This window comes from Cupriavidus sp. 01T418 (assembly GCF_056398885.1).
Window position 1 is genome coordinate 31,507 of the sequence record NZ_JBFTQG010000025.1, and the last position, 16,136, is coordinate 47,642.

15 protein-coding genes are annotated in these 16,136 nt (G+C 61.2%); 1 reads left to right on the top strand and 14 read right to left on the bottom strand.

Translation table 11 applies throughout. The features are described from left to right. Positions 1 to 10 precede the first annotated feature (10 nt). The 13 genes from AC1DQ3_RS22325 to gspG all read right to left on the bottom strand — a co-directional run bounded on the left by AC1DQ3_RS22325 (position 11) and on the right by gspG (position 13,301). Entirely contained in the window at positions 11 to 1,606 is a 1,596-nt protein-coding gene (locus tag AC1DQ3_RS22325; RefSeq protein ID WP_477122332.1) for a multicopper oxidase domain-containing protein, read from the bottom strand. A gap of 13 nt (positions 1,607 to 1,619) precedes the next feature. Next, positions 1,620 to 3,110 (bottom strand): multicopper oxidase domain-containing protein, encoded by a 1,491-nt coding sequence (locus AC1DQ3_RS22330; RefSeq protein ID WP_477122333.1) that lies wholly within the window; start codon positions 3,108 to 3,110, stop codon positions 1,620 to 1,622. Positions 3,111 to 3,459: 349 nt separating this feature from the next. Continuing rightward, entirely contained in the window at positions 3,460 to 4,002 is a 543-nt protein-coding gene (locus tag AC1DQ3_RS22335; RefSeq protein ID WP_477122380.1) for a type II secretion system protein, read from the bottom strand. A 65-nt stretch (positions 4,003 to 4,067) separates the two neighbouring features. Continuing rightward, positions 4,068 to 4,457 carry a type IV pilin protein gene (locus AC1DQ3_RS22340; RefSeq protein WP_477122381.1) on the bottom strand — a complete coding sequence of 130 codons (390 nt, stop codon included), beginning with the start codon at positions 4,455 to 4,457 and terminating at the stop codon, positions 4,068 to 4,070. 8 nt (positions 4,458 to 4,465) lie between these two features. Beyond that, on the bottom strand, positions 4,466 to 4,984 hold the full coding sequence (locus AC1DQ3_RS22345; RefSeq protein WP_477122334.1) for a type II secretion system protein: 519 nt from the start codon (positions 4,982 to 4,984) through the stop codon (positions 4,466 to 4,468). Between the two features lie 3 nt (positions 4,985 to 4,987). Beyond that, the gene (locus tag AC1DQ3_RS22350; protein ID WP_477122335.1) at positions 4,988 to 7,045 is read right to left on the bottom strand and encodes a secretin N-terminal domain-containing protein; all 2,058 of its coding nucleotides are present in this window, start codon (positions 7,043 to 7,045) and stop codon (positions 4,988 to 4,990) included. A gap of 237 nt (positions 7,046 to 7,282) precedes the next feature. Beyond that, entirely contained in the window at positions 7,283 to 7,894 is a 612-nt protein-coding gene (locus AC1DQ3_RS22355) for a hypothetical protein (protein WP_477122336.1), read from the bottom strand. Then, positions 7,891 to 8,457 (bottom strand): hypothetical protein, encoded by a 567-nt coding sequence (locus AC1DQ3_RS22360; protein ID WP_477122337.1) that lies wholly within the window; start codon positions 8,455 to 8,457, stop codon positions 7,891 to 7,893. The genes AC1DQ3_RS22355 and AC1DQ3_RS22360 overlap by 4 nt, the downstream gene beginning before the upstream one ends. Further along, on the bottom strand, positions 8,454 to 8,984 hold the full coding sequence (locus tag AC1DQ3_RS22365) for a hypothetical protein (RefSeq protein ID WP_477122338.1): 531 nt from the start codon (positions 8,982 to 8,984) through the stop codon (positions 8,454 to 8,456). Before AC1DQ3_RS22365 ends, AC1DQ3_RS22360 begins: the two co-directional genes overlap by 4 nt. Beyond that, entirely contained in the window at positions 8,981 to 9,709 is a 729-nt protein-coding gene (locus AC1DQ3_RS22370; protein ID WP_477122339.1) for a hypothetical protein, read from the bottom strand. The genes AC1DQ3_RS22365 and AC1DQ3_RS22370 overlap by 4 nt, the downstream gene beginning before the upstream one ends. 160 nt (positions 9,710 to 9,869) lie before the next feature. Next, positions 9,870 to 11,573 (bottom strand): GspE/PulE family protein, encoded by a 1,704-nt coding sequence (locus AC1DQ3_RS22375; RefSeq protein ID WP_477122340.1) that lies wholly within the window; start codon positions 11,571 to 11,573, stop codon positions 9,870 to 9,872. 7 nt (positions 11,574 to 11,580) lie between these two features. Further along, on the bottom strand, positions 11,581 to 12,783 hold the full coding sequence (locus tag AC1DQ3_RS22380; RefSeq protein WP_477122341.1) for a type II secretion system F family protein: 1,203 nt from the start codon (positions 12,781 to 12,783) through the stop codon (positions 11,581 to 11,583). A gap of 59 nt (positions 12,784 to 12,842) precedes the next feature. Further along, positions 12,843 to 13,301: a type II secretion system major pseudopilin GspG gene (gene gspG / locus AC1DQ3_RS22385; RefSeq protein WP_477122382.1), complete on the bottom strand. Its 459-nt coding sequence runs from the start codon at positions 13,299 to 13,301 to the stop codon at positions 12,843 to 12,845. 363 nt (positions 13,302 to 13,664) lie between these two features. Here gspG and AC1DQ3_RS22390 point away from each other — a divergent pair, with 363 nt between their 5' ends. Further along, entirely contained in the window at positions 13,665 to 14,801 is a 1,137-nt protein-coding gene (locus AC1DQ3_RS22390) for a PAS domain-containing sensor histidine kinase (protein WP_477122342.1), read from the top strand. Positions 14,802 to 14,955: 154 nt separating this feature from the next. Here the strand turns inward: AC1DQ3_RS22390 and AC1DQ3_RS22395 are convergent, their stop codons facing one another. After that, on the bottom strand, positions 14,956 to 15,786 hold the full coding sequence (locus tag AC1DQ3_RS22395; RefSeq protein ID WP_477122343.1) for a response regulator: 831 nt from the start codon (positions 15,784 to 15,786) through the stop codon (positions 14,956 to 14,958). Positions 15,787 to 16,136 lie beyond the last annotated feature (350 nt).

Consider the following 16,136-nt stretch of genomic DNA (forward strand, 5'->3'; position numbering starts at 1 on the left):
CCCCTGGCCTCTAATTGGCTTCGTTAATCATGAAGGCTTGTGGATCGACAAGCATCATCATCATCATCCCGCCCGGGAAGATATTGTTCGTGGTGATCTCACGCTCATTGTGCGAGTGCCACATGAAGGCGAACCCGGCTTCGCTCGTCGGGGGGTTCGCGACCGTGCCCGAGGGCGGCGTAGTACCTGTAGGGCCGACAGCACGGACCGTCGCATCGGGCCCTAGATATGGACTGCCGCCATACCAAGTACCGTTCGTCAGGATGTTCGCATCGGGCAGCGTTACAGGACCGCCGCTGCCGACCTGGCCGAACGCATGGGTCTCGAGAGCCTTGTTATGATCCTGGCACCACTCGTAGTAGTTCGGCGCCATCGGGTCGGCCGTGTAGTAGCCGTTTGCGTCCGGGGTGCAGACTACCGGCTTGCCGAGGTATGCAGGGAACGCCGGGTCGGTGTACAGGCCGCCGTCGACATGGCCATACACGTCCCAATTAAGACCCTTGCCTGTCCAGTAGAAGATGCCGTCCATCGCCATGCCGGGCGTGGTCGTGGTGGTGAACAGCAGTGGCCCGGCGGGCGAGGCATTGTCGGTCTGACTCAGCATCAGATTCCCGTCGCGCGCCAGCACCCGCACATGATTGCCGTGCTCATGGAACGGATGCTGCCAGCGGCCGGTACCTATGATTCTCAGCAGCACGAGTTCACCTGGATGCATGTGCGGATTGCCGTTGTACGGCTGGTGCGGATATTGCACCGCATAATTCGGATCCATGTCGTCGGGCATCGAGCGGCCATTGATCATGAAGTAAGCCGGATGGTAGGGCTCGGTCTCGACGGTCATACAGCCGGTTGGCCGTTTGCACGCCTTCCCGGCCGCCGTGCCGACCTGCTGTTCCGCCTGGGAATGGATGCGGGGATCCATCTCGGAGAACTGGAACAGGTACTCGCGGTCGTAGCACGCTGCGCTGTTGTTGTAGGCTGCCGCAGCGTTGCGGAAGTCAGTCTGTCCGTCCGGCAGCTTGCTGCCGACGGCACGGCAGACAGCCGGTGTGGTGCTCGGCAAAACAAGGATGGCGCCATACAGTCCCATCTCTATCTGCAGGTCGCCCTGCGTGCCGCTGTAGTAACCATGAGTGCCCTCCGTCGTTGCGACGAAGCTGTAGGTGACCGACCCGCCGTTCGCGGCCTCCCTCGTGAGCAGGCCCGGCACGCCGTTCGACGTCGTGACCTGGAACCCGGGAAAAAGAATCGAGGTATTGCCTGCGGCGACCGGCAGGTTGTTCGTAAGCTTCACGGTCACGGTATCGCCCTTTCTGACGATCAGCGTCGGCCCCGGTATCTGCATGCTCGGACAGGCGGCGCCAGGGATGGCCGCCGGCGAAAAGCCGGCCGGCGCAGTGCCACCAGTCCGGCAGCCATAGCCCCACGAATAGATGCTCGATCCATCGGGCTGGCTGATACGGGCCGCCTCGGCAGTCAGATCGAAACTTGTCCCGGTAATGCCCGGCGCGGCGGCTTGCGCCGGCATGCAGAGCAGCGCCGCGAGGACAGCAGCCGCGAGCCCCGCGAGGCCCGCGATCCACGTGTTTCTGATGATGTGGCCCACGGCTCTTCTCCCACTAGTTGGTGCAGACCTTGGTAGCCGGGTCCACCGCACTGCAGATGTGTACCTCGGTCATCAAGCCACCGAAGTTCTCGGCGTCATTCGAAAGGTGGTCCAGGTTCGGCGTGTACAGGTAATACGTCGAGCCCGCCGTGTACCGGTTCGTATCGCTTGCGTCCAGGATCACATCGATCGATTCACCGCCGCCCAGCGTGATTGAGTTCGTGTCATACGCAAGGTTGCTCCCCGACATGTCGCGCAACAACCGTGCGTTGACACCGATCACGTGCATCGGGATGCCGAGCGAAGCCAGCGTCTGGAACTCGCTCACATCGAGATCCGAAATCCGCAGCAGCGCCTTGCCGCCAAGCGGGATGTTGATCAGCGTCGGCAGAGGCTGCGAAAAATGCGAGGAGCCATCCGCCGCCTGCGTACTCATCGCCCCCGACGTCACCGTGTCCGGATAGCTCCGCCCATTCAACAGGAAGTACTTGTCCTTCATGTCAGTAAAGGGCTCCGGGTTGAAGGTCATGCCGACGAAGTGAAAGTTCGGGTCGAAACCATGGATCTGGATCGGATACTCCACGTCGTAGGCGGTCGAGCCATCGCCGTCGTTGTAGGCATACAGGGTCGGTGAATTACTCTTGTTGAGGTCGTGCGTAGCACCCTTGTCCTTTGCCGGCAGCGGCGTCGAACATAGAATGTCGACGCCGCACTTCGTGCGCGGATCGTTCTGCTGGTCTTTCAACGCGGCATACAGCGACGCCCCGGCAGGGACGCGGTTTTGGCGTGGCCGTACATAGATCTGACCCACCATGCCCATCTGGAGGTGCTCCGGCGGGGTGATGTGGCAGTGCCAGAAGTAGGTTCCCGCATCCGGGGCCAGGTAGTAGTAAGTGAAGCTGCCGCCGATGTTGATGGCGACGGAGGCATCCGGCACCCCGTCGTAGAACGAGGAGGCGTTCGGATAGCCGTGGAAGTGCACCGTGTGTTGCTCGAACAAGTCGGGGCGCATGATCATGCCGACGTTCGTCAGGGTGAGGAAGAATTCGTCGTCCTCATCGATTGCCATGGTGGGGGCCGGTATGTTGCCGTTCATCACGCCGACATCCATGATCGGCCGTGGATCGACGTGGCCCGTGATCGCGCCGCCAGCATCCGGATCCGGGACGAGGCCGACCGCGCCATTCGGATCACTATCTGTGGGCGTGCGAAACACGGACGCCTTCTGCGTGCCCGGGAGGCCATTCTTGATGTCGACAAGGCCCGACAATGGACCAAAGGAGAACATATAGGTCTGCGTGCCGTCACCCATCGTTGCGTAGCCGTCACCGCCCGAGATCTGCTGACACTTGATTCCATCGCTGACCGCACCCGCGGCCGACTTTGGATGAAGCGGCGTTTCTTCAGGGCATTGAACCCGAAATGACTGGGCCATCGCGGGTAAAGCGAACAGCAGCAAAATCAGCGCCGACACGCCGCCGCGATATATGCGAGTACTAAACATATAACCTCCTTCCTGCGGGTCAGCCAGCGCGATTCCCGTAGGGCATCAATTTCCACGCCCGCGGCAACCACACCTTTCGCTGCCGATCATCTCTCATCAATGCGACCGCGCCATCGGCGCCGGTAGAGCCCAATACCCGATCCTTTGCAAACTCCCTGGACCTGGTCCCCACTGTGATGAAGGGAAAAGCGCGGTGGTCCCTGGCCACCATCCAGATCCGGGGAACTCACCACCTTCGGCTCTCTCTCCACGCTTATATTGTGGAGAACGCCGATCAAGGATTGCATGGGTCAACACCCTACAGATGCGGTAGGGCAAACCATCGATGGCTCTCTTGCACCAGGCGACATCATCTAGGCCGCCCATTGGGACTGAATGGGGACACGTTGTTCCCGCCTGCGCGTCGGGCCCCGGGATCGGTCTGCCCGGTCGCCTTTTGCGTACTCGGAAGATCATTGCTCGCGCGGCTTCGGCGACCCGGTGGCAGATAATAGAATTGCCACTCGCCATAGGTTTTCGCATTAGCGAAATCCGCGTATCGCCTGGGGAAATTTGCGTGTTTGACCGTCGGCGCGGCGGAGCTGCTATGGACACCGTAGATGCGGTCGCCGTCGTGGAGGAACAGCCAGTCGTTCTTGCCGGTGATCGGGTCCGGGTAAGCCCGCCGCAGATGATGTAGCGGCACGGGGAAGCGCTTATCCTCCAGCAGATCGTCGACCGACGCCGGCAGCGTCCGTCCCGCCTGGTAGTAGCGTTGAATCGCCAGCCGGTACTGGTTCCCGACGAATAGCAACTCCTCTTCCTGCAGTCGTTGCCTTTGCAGCGCCCAGACGTCGAGCGCGCCTAGCAGGGCTATCGAAGCAAGGATCAGGGCGATCAACAGTGACAGCAATACCAGGCCATGGGCGCCGCTGCCCTGGGCACGCCGCCCGCATAGACGCACGCAGCGGGCGCGGCTCATTTTGCCGGTGCCTCGGTGGCGATCGGAACCGCCGCCGCTTCGCTGGCAGGCGCTACGTCATAGACGCCGGCCTTGTCGGTATCGGGCGAAGCAATGACCGTCCAGGCGGTTCCGCCTGTGACTGGATCTACGGGGACACTGCGCAGATAGCGCTTTAGCACCAGTTCGTCCAGGTTCTCCGGATATTGACCGTTGTCACCGAAATATTTATCGATTGCATCCCGCATCACGGCAAGGTTCTGCCGCTGGACCTGCTCTTTGCCGCGATCGATACTGCGAAGGAAGCGCGGTAGTGCAATCGTCAGCAGCAGACCGATGATCGCCATCACGACCACCAGTTCGATCAAGGTAAATCCATGGGACCTATGGCCGCGAGCGGGCTTCATCATGCGCCTCACCATTCTTTGTAGGGAATGCCGTTGATGCCCTTGCGGTCGGCTCTGGATGACACGTCAAAAACATCGTTGCCGCCTTGCGGACTGCTCTCGACACTGCCATAAGCGCGCAAATTCCAGGTTTCCTCCGCCGGCGTCTCGGCGTCCCCACTGAAGAACGGATCGCGCGGCACACTGCGCAGGAACATCAGAAGCCCCTCCTTCGGATCCTTGGCGTCCTTGACACCAGTCACCAGCACGGTCAATGTCGGCGGATAGCCGGAGGCCCCGATTTCCCTCTCGATCGATCCGAAGTCGCTGGCTTCCTTGTAGGCGTCCAGCGCAGTACGAATCTGCCGCAGCGCCAGCCTCAACTCCTGTTCCTTTTCACGTTGCACCACCATCTCCGAGAAGGGCAGGATCGCCAGCGCGATAATGCCGACCAGCGCCAGTGTCACAACCAGCTCCATTAATGTGAAACCGCGACCATAAAGTATCCAGCGGCGGCGGCGATGCGCTGACTGGGTCGGGGGCGTCATGGGTCAATGCGTTCCGGTGGGGATCGGATAGAGCGGGTTGTCGCTCGACATATCGTTCGGCGGCATCTTCAGGATCGGCGGCGGCACGGGGGCGGGGGCAAGCGTCGTCGCGGGGACCGGCGCTGGCATAGGAACCGGCGTGACGGCCGCATCCGGCGTCGCGGCGTTCGCATTGGCCGGCGGCGCAGCAGGCGGTGGCGCGGCCTGGAGTGCCGGGAACCGTCCCGCGTACGGATCGGGTGGCGGGATCGTCCGCGGCACGGCGGGAGCCTGTCCCAGCGAGCCTCTCGGGGGAGCCGCAAGGGGTGCGGGCGCAGGTGCGCCGCCAACGGCGGCGCCTTCGACGCTCGCCGGCGCGACGGGGGCTACTGGCGCAACGGGTGCGACGGGTGCAACGGTGCCTCCGCCAACCCTTCCTGGCTTGACCGGCGCGCTCGGAGCGGCTTCGGATGGCACCGCGGCACTGGTGGGATCGAGACGCAATTGTTCGATGCGCACATTGGCGTCCGTGCCCGACCAGACTTCACGCGTGTCGGCATCCGCGACGCGCTGAGGGCGGATGATGTGTGGGGTGATCAGCAATACGATCTCCGTCTTGACGTGGTCGCCGTTGTGATCCGAGAACAAACGCCCGAGAACCGGCAACTGGCCCAACCCGGGCACCTTGTCCGCCGTAGTGCGATCGGCATCCGCAATCAGGCCGCCAAGAATCTGCGTCTCGCCGTCCTTAAGACGCAGGCTGGTCGATGCGCTGCGTGTGCCAATCTGGTAGGCCAGCGAGCTGAGGCCAGTCTGTGCGTTGCTGCTCGATATCGTCTTCGTAATGTTGCTGACCTCGAGATTGAGCTTGATGCCGACATCGTCATCCCGATAGACCTGCGGTTCAACCTCAAGCTTGATGCCGACATCCAGGTATTGGATGGATTGCGCATAGGAGGGACCACTGGTACTCGGGGTGCTCGAGCTGGATATCACCGGCACCTTGTCGCCAATCAGGATCCTTGCCTTTTCCTTGTTGCGTGTGCGGATGCGCGGACTGGCAAGCAGGTTCGCGTCGGTATCGCTAAGCTTGAAGTTGGCGGTTGCCGACAGCCCGCTGACCAACATCTGGTTGATGGGCAGCGTATGCAGCGCTCCCCATGTCGACGCCGTACTTGGCGTGGACATCGTGAAGCTGTTTGGCCACGCAATCCCCAGGTCCGTCAAGCGCTCGTGAGACACCTCCAGGACCTGAACCTCCAGCATGACCTCCGGTTCGGGAAGGTCCTGTGCGGCGATCAGCTGTTCCGCGAGCCGGATGGTGTCCGGCGTGCCGCGGATCGACAAGGTGTTGGCGTGTTCGTCGATCACGATTTCCTTGATCTTCAGCAGGCTCTTCAACAATGCCTGAACCTGCTTTGTGTCGATGTTCGACAACTGGAAGGTTCGGACCTTCAGCTCCTGATACTCGAGTTGCTTGTTTGGCGTGGCTGGGTAGATGAAGAGCGTGTTTGCATTCAAGACCTTCTTGTCGAGCTGGTTCTGCAACAAGATCAGGTTGACCGCGTCCTCGATCGCGGCGTTGGTCACGAAAATCGTCGTCTTGAGGTCAGTGCGCACATCACGGTCAAAAATGACATTCAGCCCCGACGTGCGCGACAGTGCCTCAAAGACCATCCGCACGTTCGCATCGCGAAACTGCAACGTCACCGGCGTACGCATGATCGATGCGGCCGCGCTCTTTTCCTCTCTCGCGGCTCGCAGCTGCCGCCGTTTGTCTTCGATAAACTTCTTCATCTGCTGCGCCTGCACATTGGTCGGATTCTCCGCAAGCACGTCACGAACGCGTTCTGCCGCACTGTCATACGAGCCGCGTTGAAGCATCCGTTCGACCTCCGCCAGGATGACGAGGTCGCGGATATCGATCTGGAGCGCCGCACCCAGCTTGCGCACTCGCTCGCTAGTGGGATCGATCTTGCTCGCCTCACCGAGCTTCAGGAGGGCTTCATGGAACTGGAAGCTGGCCCGCAGCCGATCCACCTCATCCAGAATCGCGTTGATCTGACCGTTGCGTTCGTGCATGTAGTTCAGCTGCGTCTCCGCATTGGTGGGCTGACGAAGACTCGCCTTATGCAGCGCTCCTGGATCTGCCGCGCAGCCACCGAGCACCATCGCTATCAGAACCGCGCCGATTCCGCACGTATGGCAGCTGGCATCAGACGCGGGAGGAGCCGCGCAATCTGACGCGGCCATCGACCTGAGGGGAGCATTGCAGTGGTCTACTCTGCAGGCTGTGCCCAATCTGCGCGGGGAGTTCATTTACTTTCCTTCGCCCTGGGTGGACATGACCTGTTTCACATTAAGCGGCAAATAGGTAAAGGCCACTCCTGTTGCCGTGATCGACTCAAGACGGTATTGCCCGTCAATCACATCGCCCAGCGAGACGATCAACAAGCGGTCGCCGCTGCTCAGGAACACCTGCTCCTTCGAAGCATCCGCACCTAGCGCGCCCACGTAGGCAAACGGCAACGGCGGCGCCGTGGGTGCCGGGGGAGGCGCAGCCGCAGGCGGCGGCGCTGGTGGCGGAGGGGGGGGAAGCCATGACGATACGGTGAATGGATCGTGGGCAGTATCTGGCGACAGCGGGGCACGCAACGACGCAAGCCGCTCGCGCGGCGCTATCTCGGCAACCGTGTTCGCCGTAATTTCGCTCGCCGCTGCCGGCGCCCGCCGCGCGGCCACCGGAGTTGAAGCCGAAGGGGCAGCCGGCGTGATGCCTGTCCTTGTCGGAATGCTGCGCCCATAGGCCGCCCTGATGGCGGAGACTACGTTCAGCGCGTGGTTCCTTGGCGCCAGGTCCCAGTATGTCAATACGGCGGTCGCCAGGCCCACGCTGGCGATCAGCATTCGCTTGGCGAGAGCGCTATTCATGGCAGGTTCGTCCTATAGATCAGATCGAAGCGGATGCGGGCCTCCAGAACATTGCCGTCCACCGCCGGCCGTTCGACATGGATCTCCTGAAGCGCGGCGTTTGGTACGCTGTTGAGAACGGATGCAACAAAACGGCGAATCGTGCCGTACTGGTCCTTGACCGGAAATAGAACCTGATAGTGCGTGAATCGTGCCCCCGCCTCGGTGGCGATTTGATACTGCGCAGAACCCAGCGTCAGATGACTCTCCCGCGCCTGCGCGAAAATCACCGCAATGTCGTTCCCGCTCTCGGCGAAGGTCGAGAACAGGGCCGGCAGCTTGGCCAGGGAATTCACTTCGGCCGCCGCCCGGCCAGCGTCGTCTGGATGCCGTGCTTTCGCCGTGCCCGCCTGCCGTGCGTTCTCCAGCAAGCCTTTCGTCTGCGCGTCTACGGTGGGAATCGCGGTCCATGTGAGGGCGGCCGCGGCTAACGCCAGCGCGCCGAGAAGACCCGGCACGCCTAGACTGCGCCGCAGCTCGAAATGCAGCGTCAGCAGCAAGTCGGCCAGCCGGCGGGTTTTCATGGCTTTCTCCACACGGCTACGATCTGGAAGCGCACCGGCGTCCCCGGCACGTTGGTCTCGATCAGATGACCGCTCAATACCGCCTCGTGCAGGAGCACGCTGCCCTGCAGATACTTCAGGTAGGCGATCATTCCCTCGGAATCCTTGGCTTCGGCCGTGATGCGAATCTGACTCTGAGCAGGACTTTGATCGATGCCGATCAGCGCGACATCGTGGGCAGGATAATCCTCCACGATTGACAGAAGGCTCTGCCACGGCACAGTGAGTTCGCGCAGGATCGCCTCGCCCTGCTTTTCCGCCAATTTGGCGGCAGGCGTTGGGGCGGCCTTGGGAGGGCGTTTCCTGGAGGTGTCTTCGCGCGCGGCTAGCTCGAACCGGGTTCGAGCACGGTCATTGTCTTGATACGCCCGCCATAGCCCTTGGGCGCCAAGCAGCAGCATCACTGCCGCCACAATCAGCAGCACGACACCGCTCGGTGCCACAGTTGCCGGGCGGCGGCTGAAATCGACCTTGAGCAGCGGCATCATAGCGCGAACCCCATCAAGCGCAGCGGGGCCGATGCGTCCGACACGATATCCTGCAGGCGGTGTACGGCGGCGTATCGTTGTTCGAACGCCGACGGATCGACCTCAAGTCCGMCCAGATAGATCGTGTAGTCCTCTCGCCGCGTAGTCGAAAGTCGTTCGAATACTTGCTCGGTGATGGTCGCAAGCCGCAGCGCATCGCCGACATCCTCGGCAAACAGCCGATGCGCGCCGTAGGCCACCCAGCGGTTACGGTCCATCAGCACGGCGTGCAGTATCGTTTCGGCCACTACCACTAACATCGATGTGCTGCCGTTGACGGCATGCCGCACTCGATTCATCATCTGCGGCAGCCCAAGCATCAGGCTTTGCACCTCCACACCAGCCGCTGCGCTGACATCGCGGATGCCGTCGTGCAGCGATCGCGATAGCGCGCTTGCGAACAGCGCCCTGCCGCCCCTTTGCATGACGGCGCGGATCACTATGGCATCGCCATCCAGTCCGAACGTCTCGGCGAAATAGCTTCGGGCGATGTCTTCCACCTCCCGCGTGCGCATGGTGCGGAAGTCGCCCCGCAGGATCGCGTGATTGGCCCAAAAATCGTCCAGCACGATGAATGCACGCCGCTTCGCTCTCGTCGCACGCTCAGGAACGCCTGGCTCCTCCGTGAAGGCCTGACGGAGGACCTCCAGCGCACCTTGTTCGGAGAAGCACTGTTCTTCAGCCATCGCGATGCTGGCGTGCAGGATGGCCGGAGCCAGAGGGGGCAGCGCGCCGGCAGCCCGCACCCCGGGCCGGGCACGCTGTGCCAGGCGGCGCAGGAGCTGCAGCCTGGTGGGGCGCAGCCCAACCGCTACGGCGCAGGTGGCAAGTCCGATTGCGAGGACGTCATTCGACGATCGTGACACGATTGATCTCCTCGAGGGTCGTTTCACCCTTCGCCATCAGGCGGACCGCGGCGGTGCGCAGGGTCTCCATCCCGTAGCGGAACGCGGCGCTCTTGATGCGGCTAAGCGGCGCCCGCTCCGACAGCAGTTCGCGCAGTTCATCGTTCATCCGCAATGCTTCTGCGATGGCACGCCGCCCGCGGTATCCGGAGCCACGGCAGGAGGCGCAGCCGAGACCCCGGCGGAAGCGAAAGCCTGTTACCGAATCGGGATCGATCCCGGCACGCACCAGCGCATCCGGGTCGCCCGTTTCTTCGATCGCGCAATCCGCGCAGCATTGGCGAACCAGGCGTTGCGCCACCACGCCATTCAGAGCCGAAACAAAGCTGTAGGGATCGACGTCCATATTCGTGAACCGGCCAATGACATCGAACACATTGTTCGCGTGCACGGTTGTAAAGACCTGATGCCCGGTGAGCGCCGCTTGCACGGCGATCTGCGCGGTCTCGGGATCGCGAATTTCGCCGACCATGATCTTGTCGGGATCGTGTCGCAGGATCGAACGCAACCCGCGCGCAAACGTCAGGCCCTTGGCCTCGTTCACCGGGATCTGGAGGATATCGCCCAACTGGTACTCGACCGGGTCCTCAATCGTCACGATCTTGTCCAGGCCGTCGTTAATCTCGGTCAGGATTGCGTAAAGGGTGGTGGTCTTGCCGCTGCCGGTAGGCCCCGTCACGAGCAGCATGCCGTACGGCATCAATGCGACTGAACGCATAAAGCGCGTGTCGGACTCGTGAAAGCCGAGCGCCTCGAGCGTCAGTCCACCCGCCGCCTGCGATAATTGATAGCGATCGAGAATACGCAGAACCGCATCCTCACCGAACAGGTTCGGCATGATCGACACACGGAAATCGATATCTCGCCCGGCGTACTGCGCCTTGAAGCGCCCGTCCTGCGGCACCCGCCGCTCGGCGATATCGAGCTCGGAGATTACCTTGACACGCGATAGCACCTGGTCGGCGACACTACGTCCTTCCGCCCGGCCGACCACAGTCAGCACGCCGTCCACACGGCATTTGATCACCAGCCCGTTCGCCCTGCATTCAAGGTGAATATCGCTGGCCTTCATTTTCAATGCGTCGTAGATCGTCGAATTGAGCAGGCGCACTACCGCGCTGTCGTCGTTGCTGATGCCCTGTAAGGTCAGGGCCAGTGCGGACGGATCATTGGTGCGCTGTATCGGGTCATCGAAGGCGAGCGTGTCCAGTGCACGTACATCCTTTTCACGCGCTGCCAGGTATGCAGTCAGGTCGCCAACACTGGCCAGCGCCCAACCGTAGTGCACCGTTGGGCGTGCACGCATGCGCTGATCGACACAGCTACGGGTCTGGGTGTCCAGCGGATCGGCGACCACGAACAGCAGGCCAGTTCCCTGCCGGAAGCACACGCACAGTCTGGTCGCCGCCTCGACGAAGGGAAGAACTTCGAATTCGGGCTCGAGTTGATGGAGCTCCCGGATACTGATCGGGGTCATCCGGAACGCTTCCGCCAGCCGCCCGAGAACCTCGTCGGCACCCATTGGCAGTTGTGCGAACAGCGCTTCTACGGCTCGAATCCCCGAGCCGTGGCGCTCGCCGAGTTCGCGCAGGGTGGCCCGGAACTTAACGCTCCCTCGTTCCTCGTTCGCGCCGATCGGGTCCATGGTGTACCTACTGGATGCTGGAGGCTATTTCAAAAATCGGCAGATACATCAGGACGACAATGCCGCCTATGACAATGCCGATGAAGACCATCATCATCGGTTCGATCATTCGGGAGATCACGTCGATGGCCCGCGACACCTTTGCCTCCTGGAATCCGGCGATCTTGTCGAGAACGGGGCCAAGGCTGCCGGTCTTCTCGGCGACGGTCAACAGACGATACGTAATCGCGCTTGCCAGCCCGCAAACCTGGAATGCGTCGGACATCTTTCCGCCATTGCGGATGGCATTCATTGCCGCGGCGAGCGCCACGCGATCGTTGCGGCCGATCAGGTCACGGGCGAGATCGAATGCCTGGACCACCGGGATGCCACCATCGACCAGCATCGCCGAGGTTCTGAAGAATTGCGACTGGCGATAGATACGGAAATAAAGCCCGATGCCAGGCATCGCAAGAATGCGATCAGCAATCCAGTCGCGCACGCCCTGCCGTCGCATTACGATGATCAATCCCAGTAGCAATACCGCGAAGCCCGTTGCCAGCGAAGACCCGTGTGAGTGCACTAGCCCGCCCCAGGCCATCAGCCATCGCGACAACAGGGGAAGCTCGCGGCCGCTGTTCTCGAGCAGGTTCGCGAAGCGCGGGACAACAAATCCCAGGAGGAACAAGACGACCGCCAGCCCGACGACCATCAGGACGCACGGATAGATCGCCGCAGAGACCACCCGGGAACGCAATTCGCGCAACGTGGCGCTATTGCGCGAATATCGCTTCAGGCTTTCGGCAAGGCCGCCGGTTTGTTCGCTGGCCTTTACGCAGGCAATCAGGACAGTCGGAAAGATGTGATCCGTACGCTCGAGCGCGGTGGACAACGAATGGCCCTCATCCAGTTGCCGCAGCAACTGCCGATAGATTTTCCCCGAGATATCGCGACGCTCATTGCCGCCCAGCGTGCGCAAGGCGTCGATCACACCGACACCGGCGTCGAGCAAAGCAGCGAGTTCTCTTGCAAACAACTCGACGTCGAATTTCGCTATCTGTAACGTCATCCAACGGCCGGCCCCGCGCTTCGCGCCGGAGGCGAGCCGGATCGATACGACTCGCAGCCCGCGCGAGCGTGCCATCGCGGCCGCGCTGGCAGGCGAGTCGCTGTCGATGTGGATTGACTGCACCTCGCCGCAGGTATCAAAGACGCGAATCAAGTACATCACCCCGCTCTCCCTGTCAGGCCATTCATCCGGCGCGCGACCTCTGCGCTGGCAGCGCACGCTTACCAGGATGTGACATCCGCATTCTCGCCATCCCCTCCGACTTGTCCGTCCTTGCCGTAGGAAACCAGGTCGTAGTCACCGTGCTCGCCGGGTGAGCGGTACTGATAGGGCTTGCCCCACGGATCCAGCGGTACGGCCTTCTCCAGGTAAGGTCCGCTCCAGCGCGGCTCGTTCTGTGGTTTGGCCATCAAGGCATCGAGCCGCTCTTCCGTGCTAGGGTAGGACCCGACGTCCAGGCGATATTGGTCTAACGCCTTGCCCAAGGAGTTAATCTGCGCCTTGGCAATGTTGATATTTGACTTGCCGAGTTGAGCGAAGTACTTTGGTGCGACGAGGCCCGCCAGCAAGCCGATGATGACCAGGACCACCAGCAGTTCGAGCAGCGTAAAGCCCTTGGTTTGGCGCGTGCCCTTCCCGATCCGCGGATGGTGGCATGGCCTGGATATGCACCGGCACATGCGCCTGCATATGCGCCTGCCAAGCGGAATCAGTTGCGTATCGATGCGCATGGAGAACCCCTTGCTTCCGACCGGTGGCCTCGACCCAACCGCGGCCTTTTCCTCATTTTTGTCCAGAGCACGATGGGAAAGAAGTAGGGATCCCCGCCGAACGACATGGGTAGAGACCCTCCACCCATCCATGGCAATGAGCCGCATTGGCATTTTGCATTCGGGGTACATACAATAAGACACTCCCGAAGGGAAATACCCTTAGGCGGCGTCTTTCCGTGTTCCTGGACATCGCCCTTGCGTAGGGATGTGATTAGCGCCTACCGGCCATGTCGCGCGGACCGCGGCCGGATCAGTACTTTAGGAGTTCCGATGGACGAAAGCACTCCCCAGGGAGGAGAGCACCTGAAGCTGCGTGACGTTACCGATGCAATGCGCAAGATGATGGCCGCGATCCCTTCCAGCAACAAGGTCATCCGCGCGATAACCGACGTTCGCGGTACGGCCCTGGCGATTCTCGCGCCGGGCGGACGGTTTCTGTCGGCGAACAGTTGTGCCGCCGCCATGTTTGGCTACTCGATTGCGGACCTGATCGGCAAGTCGCTTGTCGAACTGGTTCGGGACAGCGATCAGGAGAAGGTTAGCGAAGGATTCTCCGGCAGTTCGTCGGGAGTGTCTCAATCTTTTGACGCGGTCTTACGCGGAAGAGGGGGCCGCGACACCGAGGTCTTGTTGCACAAGCAGCCGATTGCCGATAGCGAGGGCAATTTCAGCGCGTTTCTGGTTGTCTTCGAGGAGCCCGTCTTTCAGCAAAACGGAAGCCTTGAAGTCCTGAGCCGTCCCGAATCCGAGCTTCGGCGTCTCTACTCGCACCTGGTGATAGGCCAGGAGAAAGAGCGGAAACGCATCTCGTCCGAGCTCCACGATGGCCTCGGGCAAGCATTGACGTTGATCAAGCTCATGGTTGAAGATTCCCTGCTGCGCATCGAGCGGGGTAGCGTCGATGAAGCCATTTCGTTACTGAACACGACGGTGCTGCGTATCCGTGAAACCATCGGCGAGGTGCGCCAGGTCTGCTACGCACTGCGTCCCAGGTTGCTTGATGATCTGGGCTTGGCCCCCGCGCTGGAATCTCTTTGCCGGCAGATAGAGCGCGGCTCGGGGAAAGTTGTCGTCATTTTCGAGTGCACGGTCAGGGAGGACGAGATTCCAGACAGTCTCAAAGCGGATATGTTCCGAGTGGCCCAGGAGGCAATGAACAACGTCGTGAAGCACGCGGTAGCAACCGAAATCAGGGTGACATTGCAGCGCGTCGCCAGCGACATCCTGTTGACGATACAGGACAATGGCATAGGCTTCGAGCATCTGCCCCTGTCAGCGGGCGACGCGTCATTCTCGGGGCTGGGCCTGATCGGGATGCAAGAGCGCGTCGAATCGGGCGGCGGAAGTTTCTCGCTCCAGTCAAGTGAATGCAGCGGAACCCTCGTCTCCGCAACATGGAGAACCTGATCCGCGGGAGGGCAACGGCAACCTTCCCGCACCAATCGGCGGTCCAGGCATCCGCGTCGTTGCCGCGCCAGTTCCCCGGGCGGGGGCTCCCCTTGCGCCGCCCGCGCCACCCTCATAATTAACGTCGCTGATTGGCGCTACGGCACCAACCAGCCTATTCCTGGGCGTTGTTACGAGGACCACCGAGCAGGTCATTGTTTCCAGCAAGGCTGCCGGGCTGACCGCCCAGCACGTCATCGCCGCTTCCCACGGCGCCATTGGGAGTTTCGGGAGCCATTGTCTGCGGCGGCGCCTCGCTGCGATTCGGATCATAGTACCGCTTGGCCAGAGAAGTAATCAGACCCATATTGATTGCGATCAGAACCAATCCGGTCAAATTGGTTATCCCTAATTTATGCATCAGACTGGCACGGTATTTTTCGATCGTTTTTGGACTAAGATTCAAATACTGCCCGGCCTGCTTATTGGATCTGCCTTCGGCAACCAGTTTCAGGACGCTGCGTTCCCGAGCCGTAAGGACATCCCACGCATTGCTATTCGAAGCGGAATGGTCATTTCCGCTAACAAAGGATTCGACGAGATTACCGTACATTTCCGAACTCAGATGCTTCTTTCCCTGCATGACAGCATGCATTGCGAAAACCAGATCATCGAATGAAGAATCCTTCAAAACGTAGCCATCGACACCAGCCCGCAGCGCTTCCCGGACGTACTCATCGCTTTGGTGAACAGTGAGAGCGATGATCCGAATGGATGGCGTGCGGCGTCTGATTGCTGCAATCGCATCGATCCCGTTCATGCCCGGCATCGATAGATCCATCAGGATCAGATCCGGACTCAGTGAGCTCGCAAGATGACACGCCTCCCTGCCATCTTTCGCCTCGCCGACTACGTTGAACTCGGCAATGCCCGATACCATCGAGCGTAGGCCGCTTCGTAGAAGATGATGATCTTCCACGATCAATACGTTATATTTGATATTCACGTTCACCCTCCCTGGGCTATTTCTCATTTTCTGATCTTCAGGGCCGCGATTGGCTCAAGGCGGCGGTGACCTCCCATAGGACGTTGATCTCGATACTGCGCGGCCGCACGTGCCGCTGACATGAAAAAAGTGCCCGCCGGGGGACAGAGCACGAAACTGTTTGCCACCACGTGATCGCCCCCAACGGGCGGCTGATCCGAACGAAGCAACCGGCGCTCTTTTGGGCGCCGCTGTTGTACAAACATGGAATGGATCGCCGAGCGGCGTCCACCGGGGCTCAGGGGCAGTCTCGCAAGGAGTCGTTCCTTCCCCGGCGGTCGGCCCTGCGGCTGCGGCGCGTTTCTCGTAGG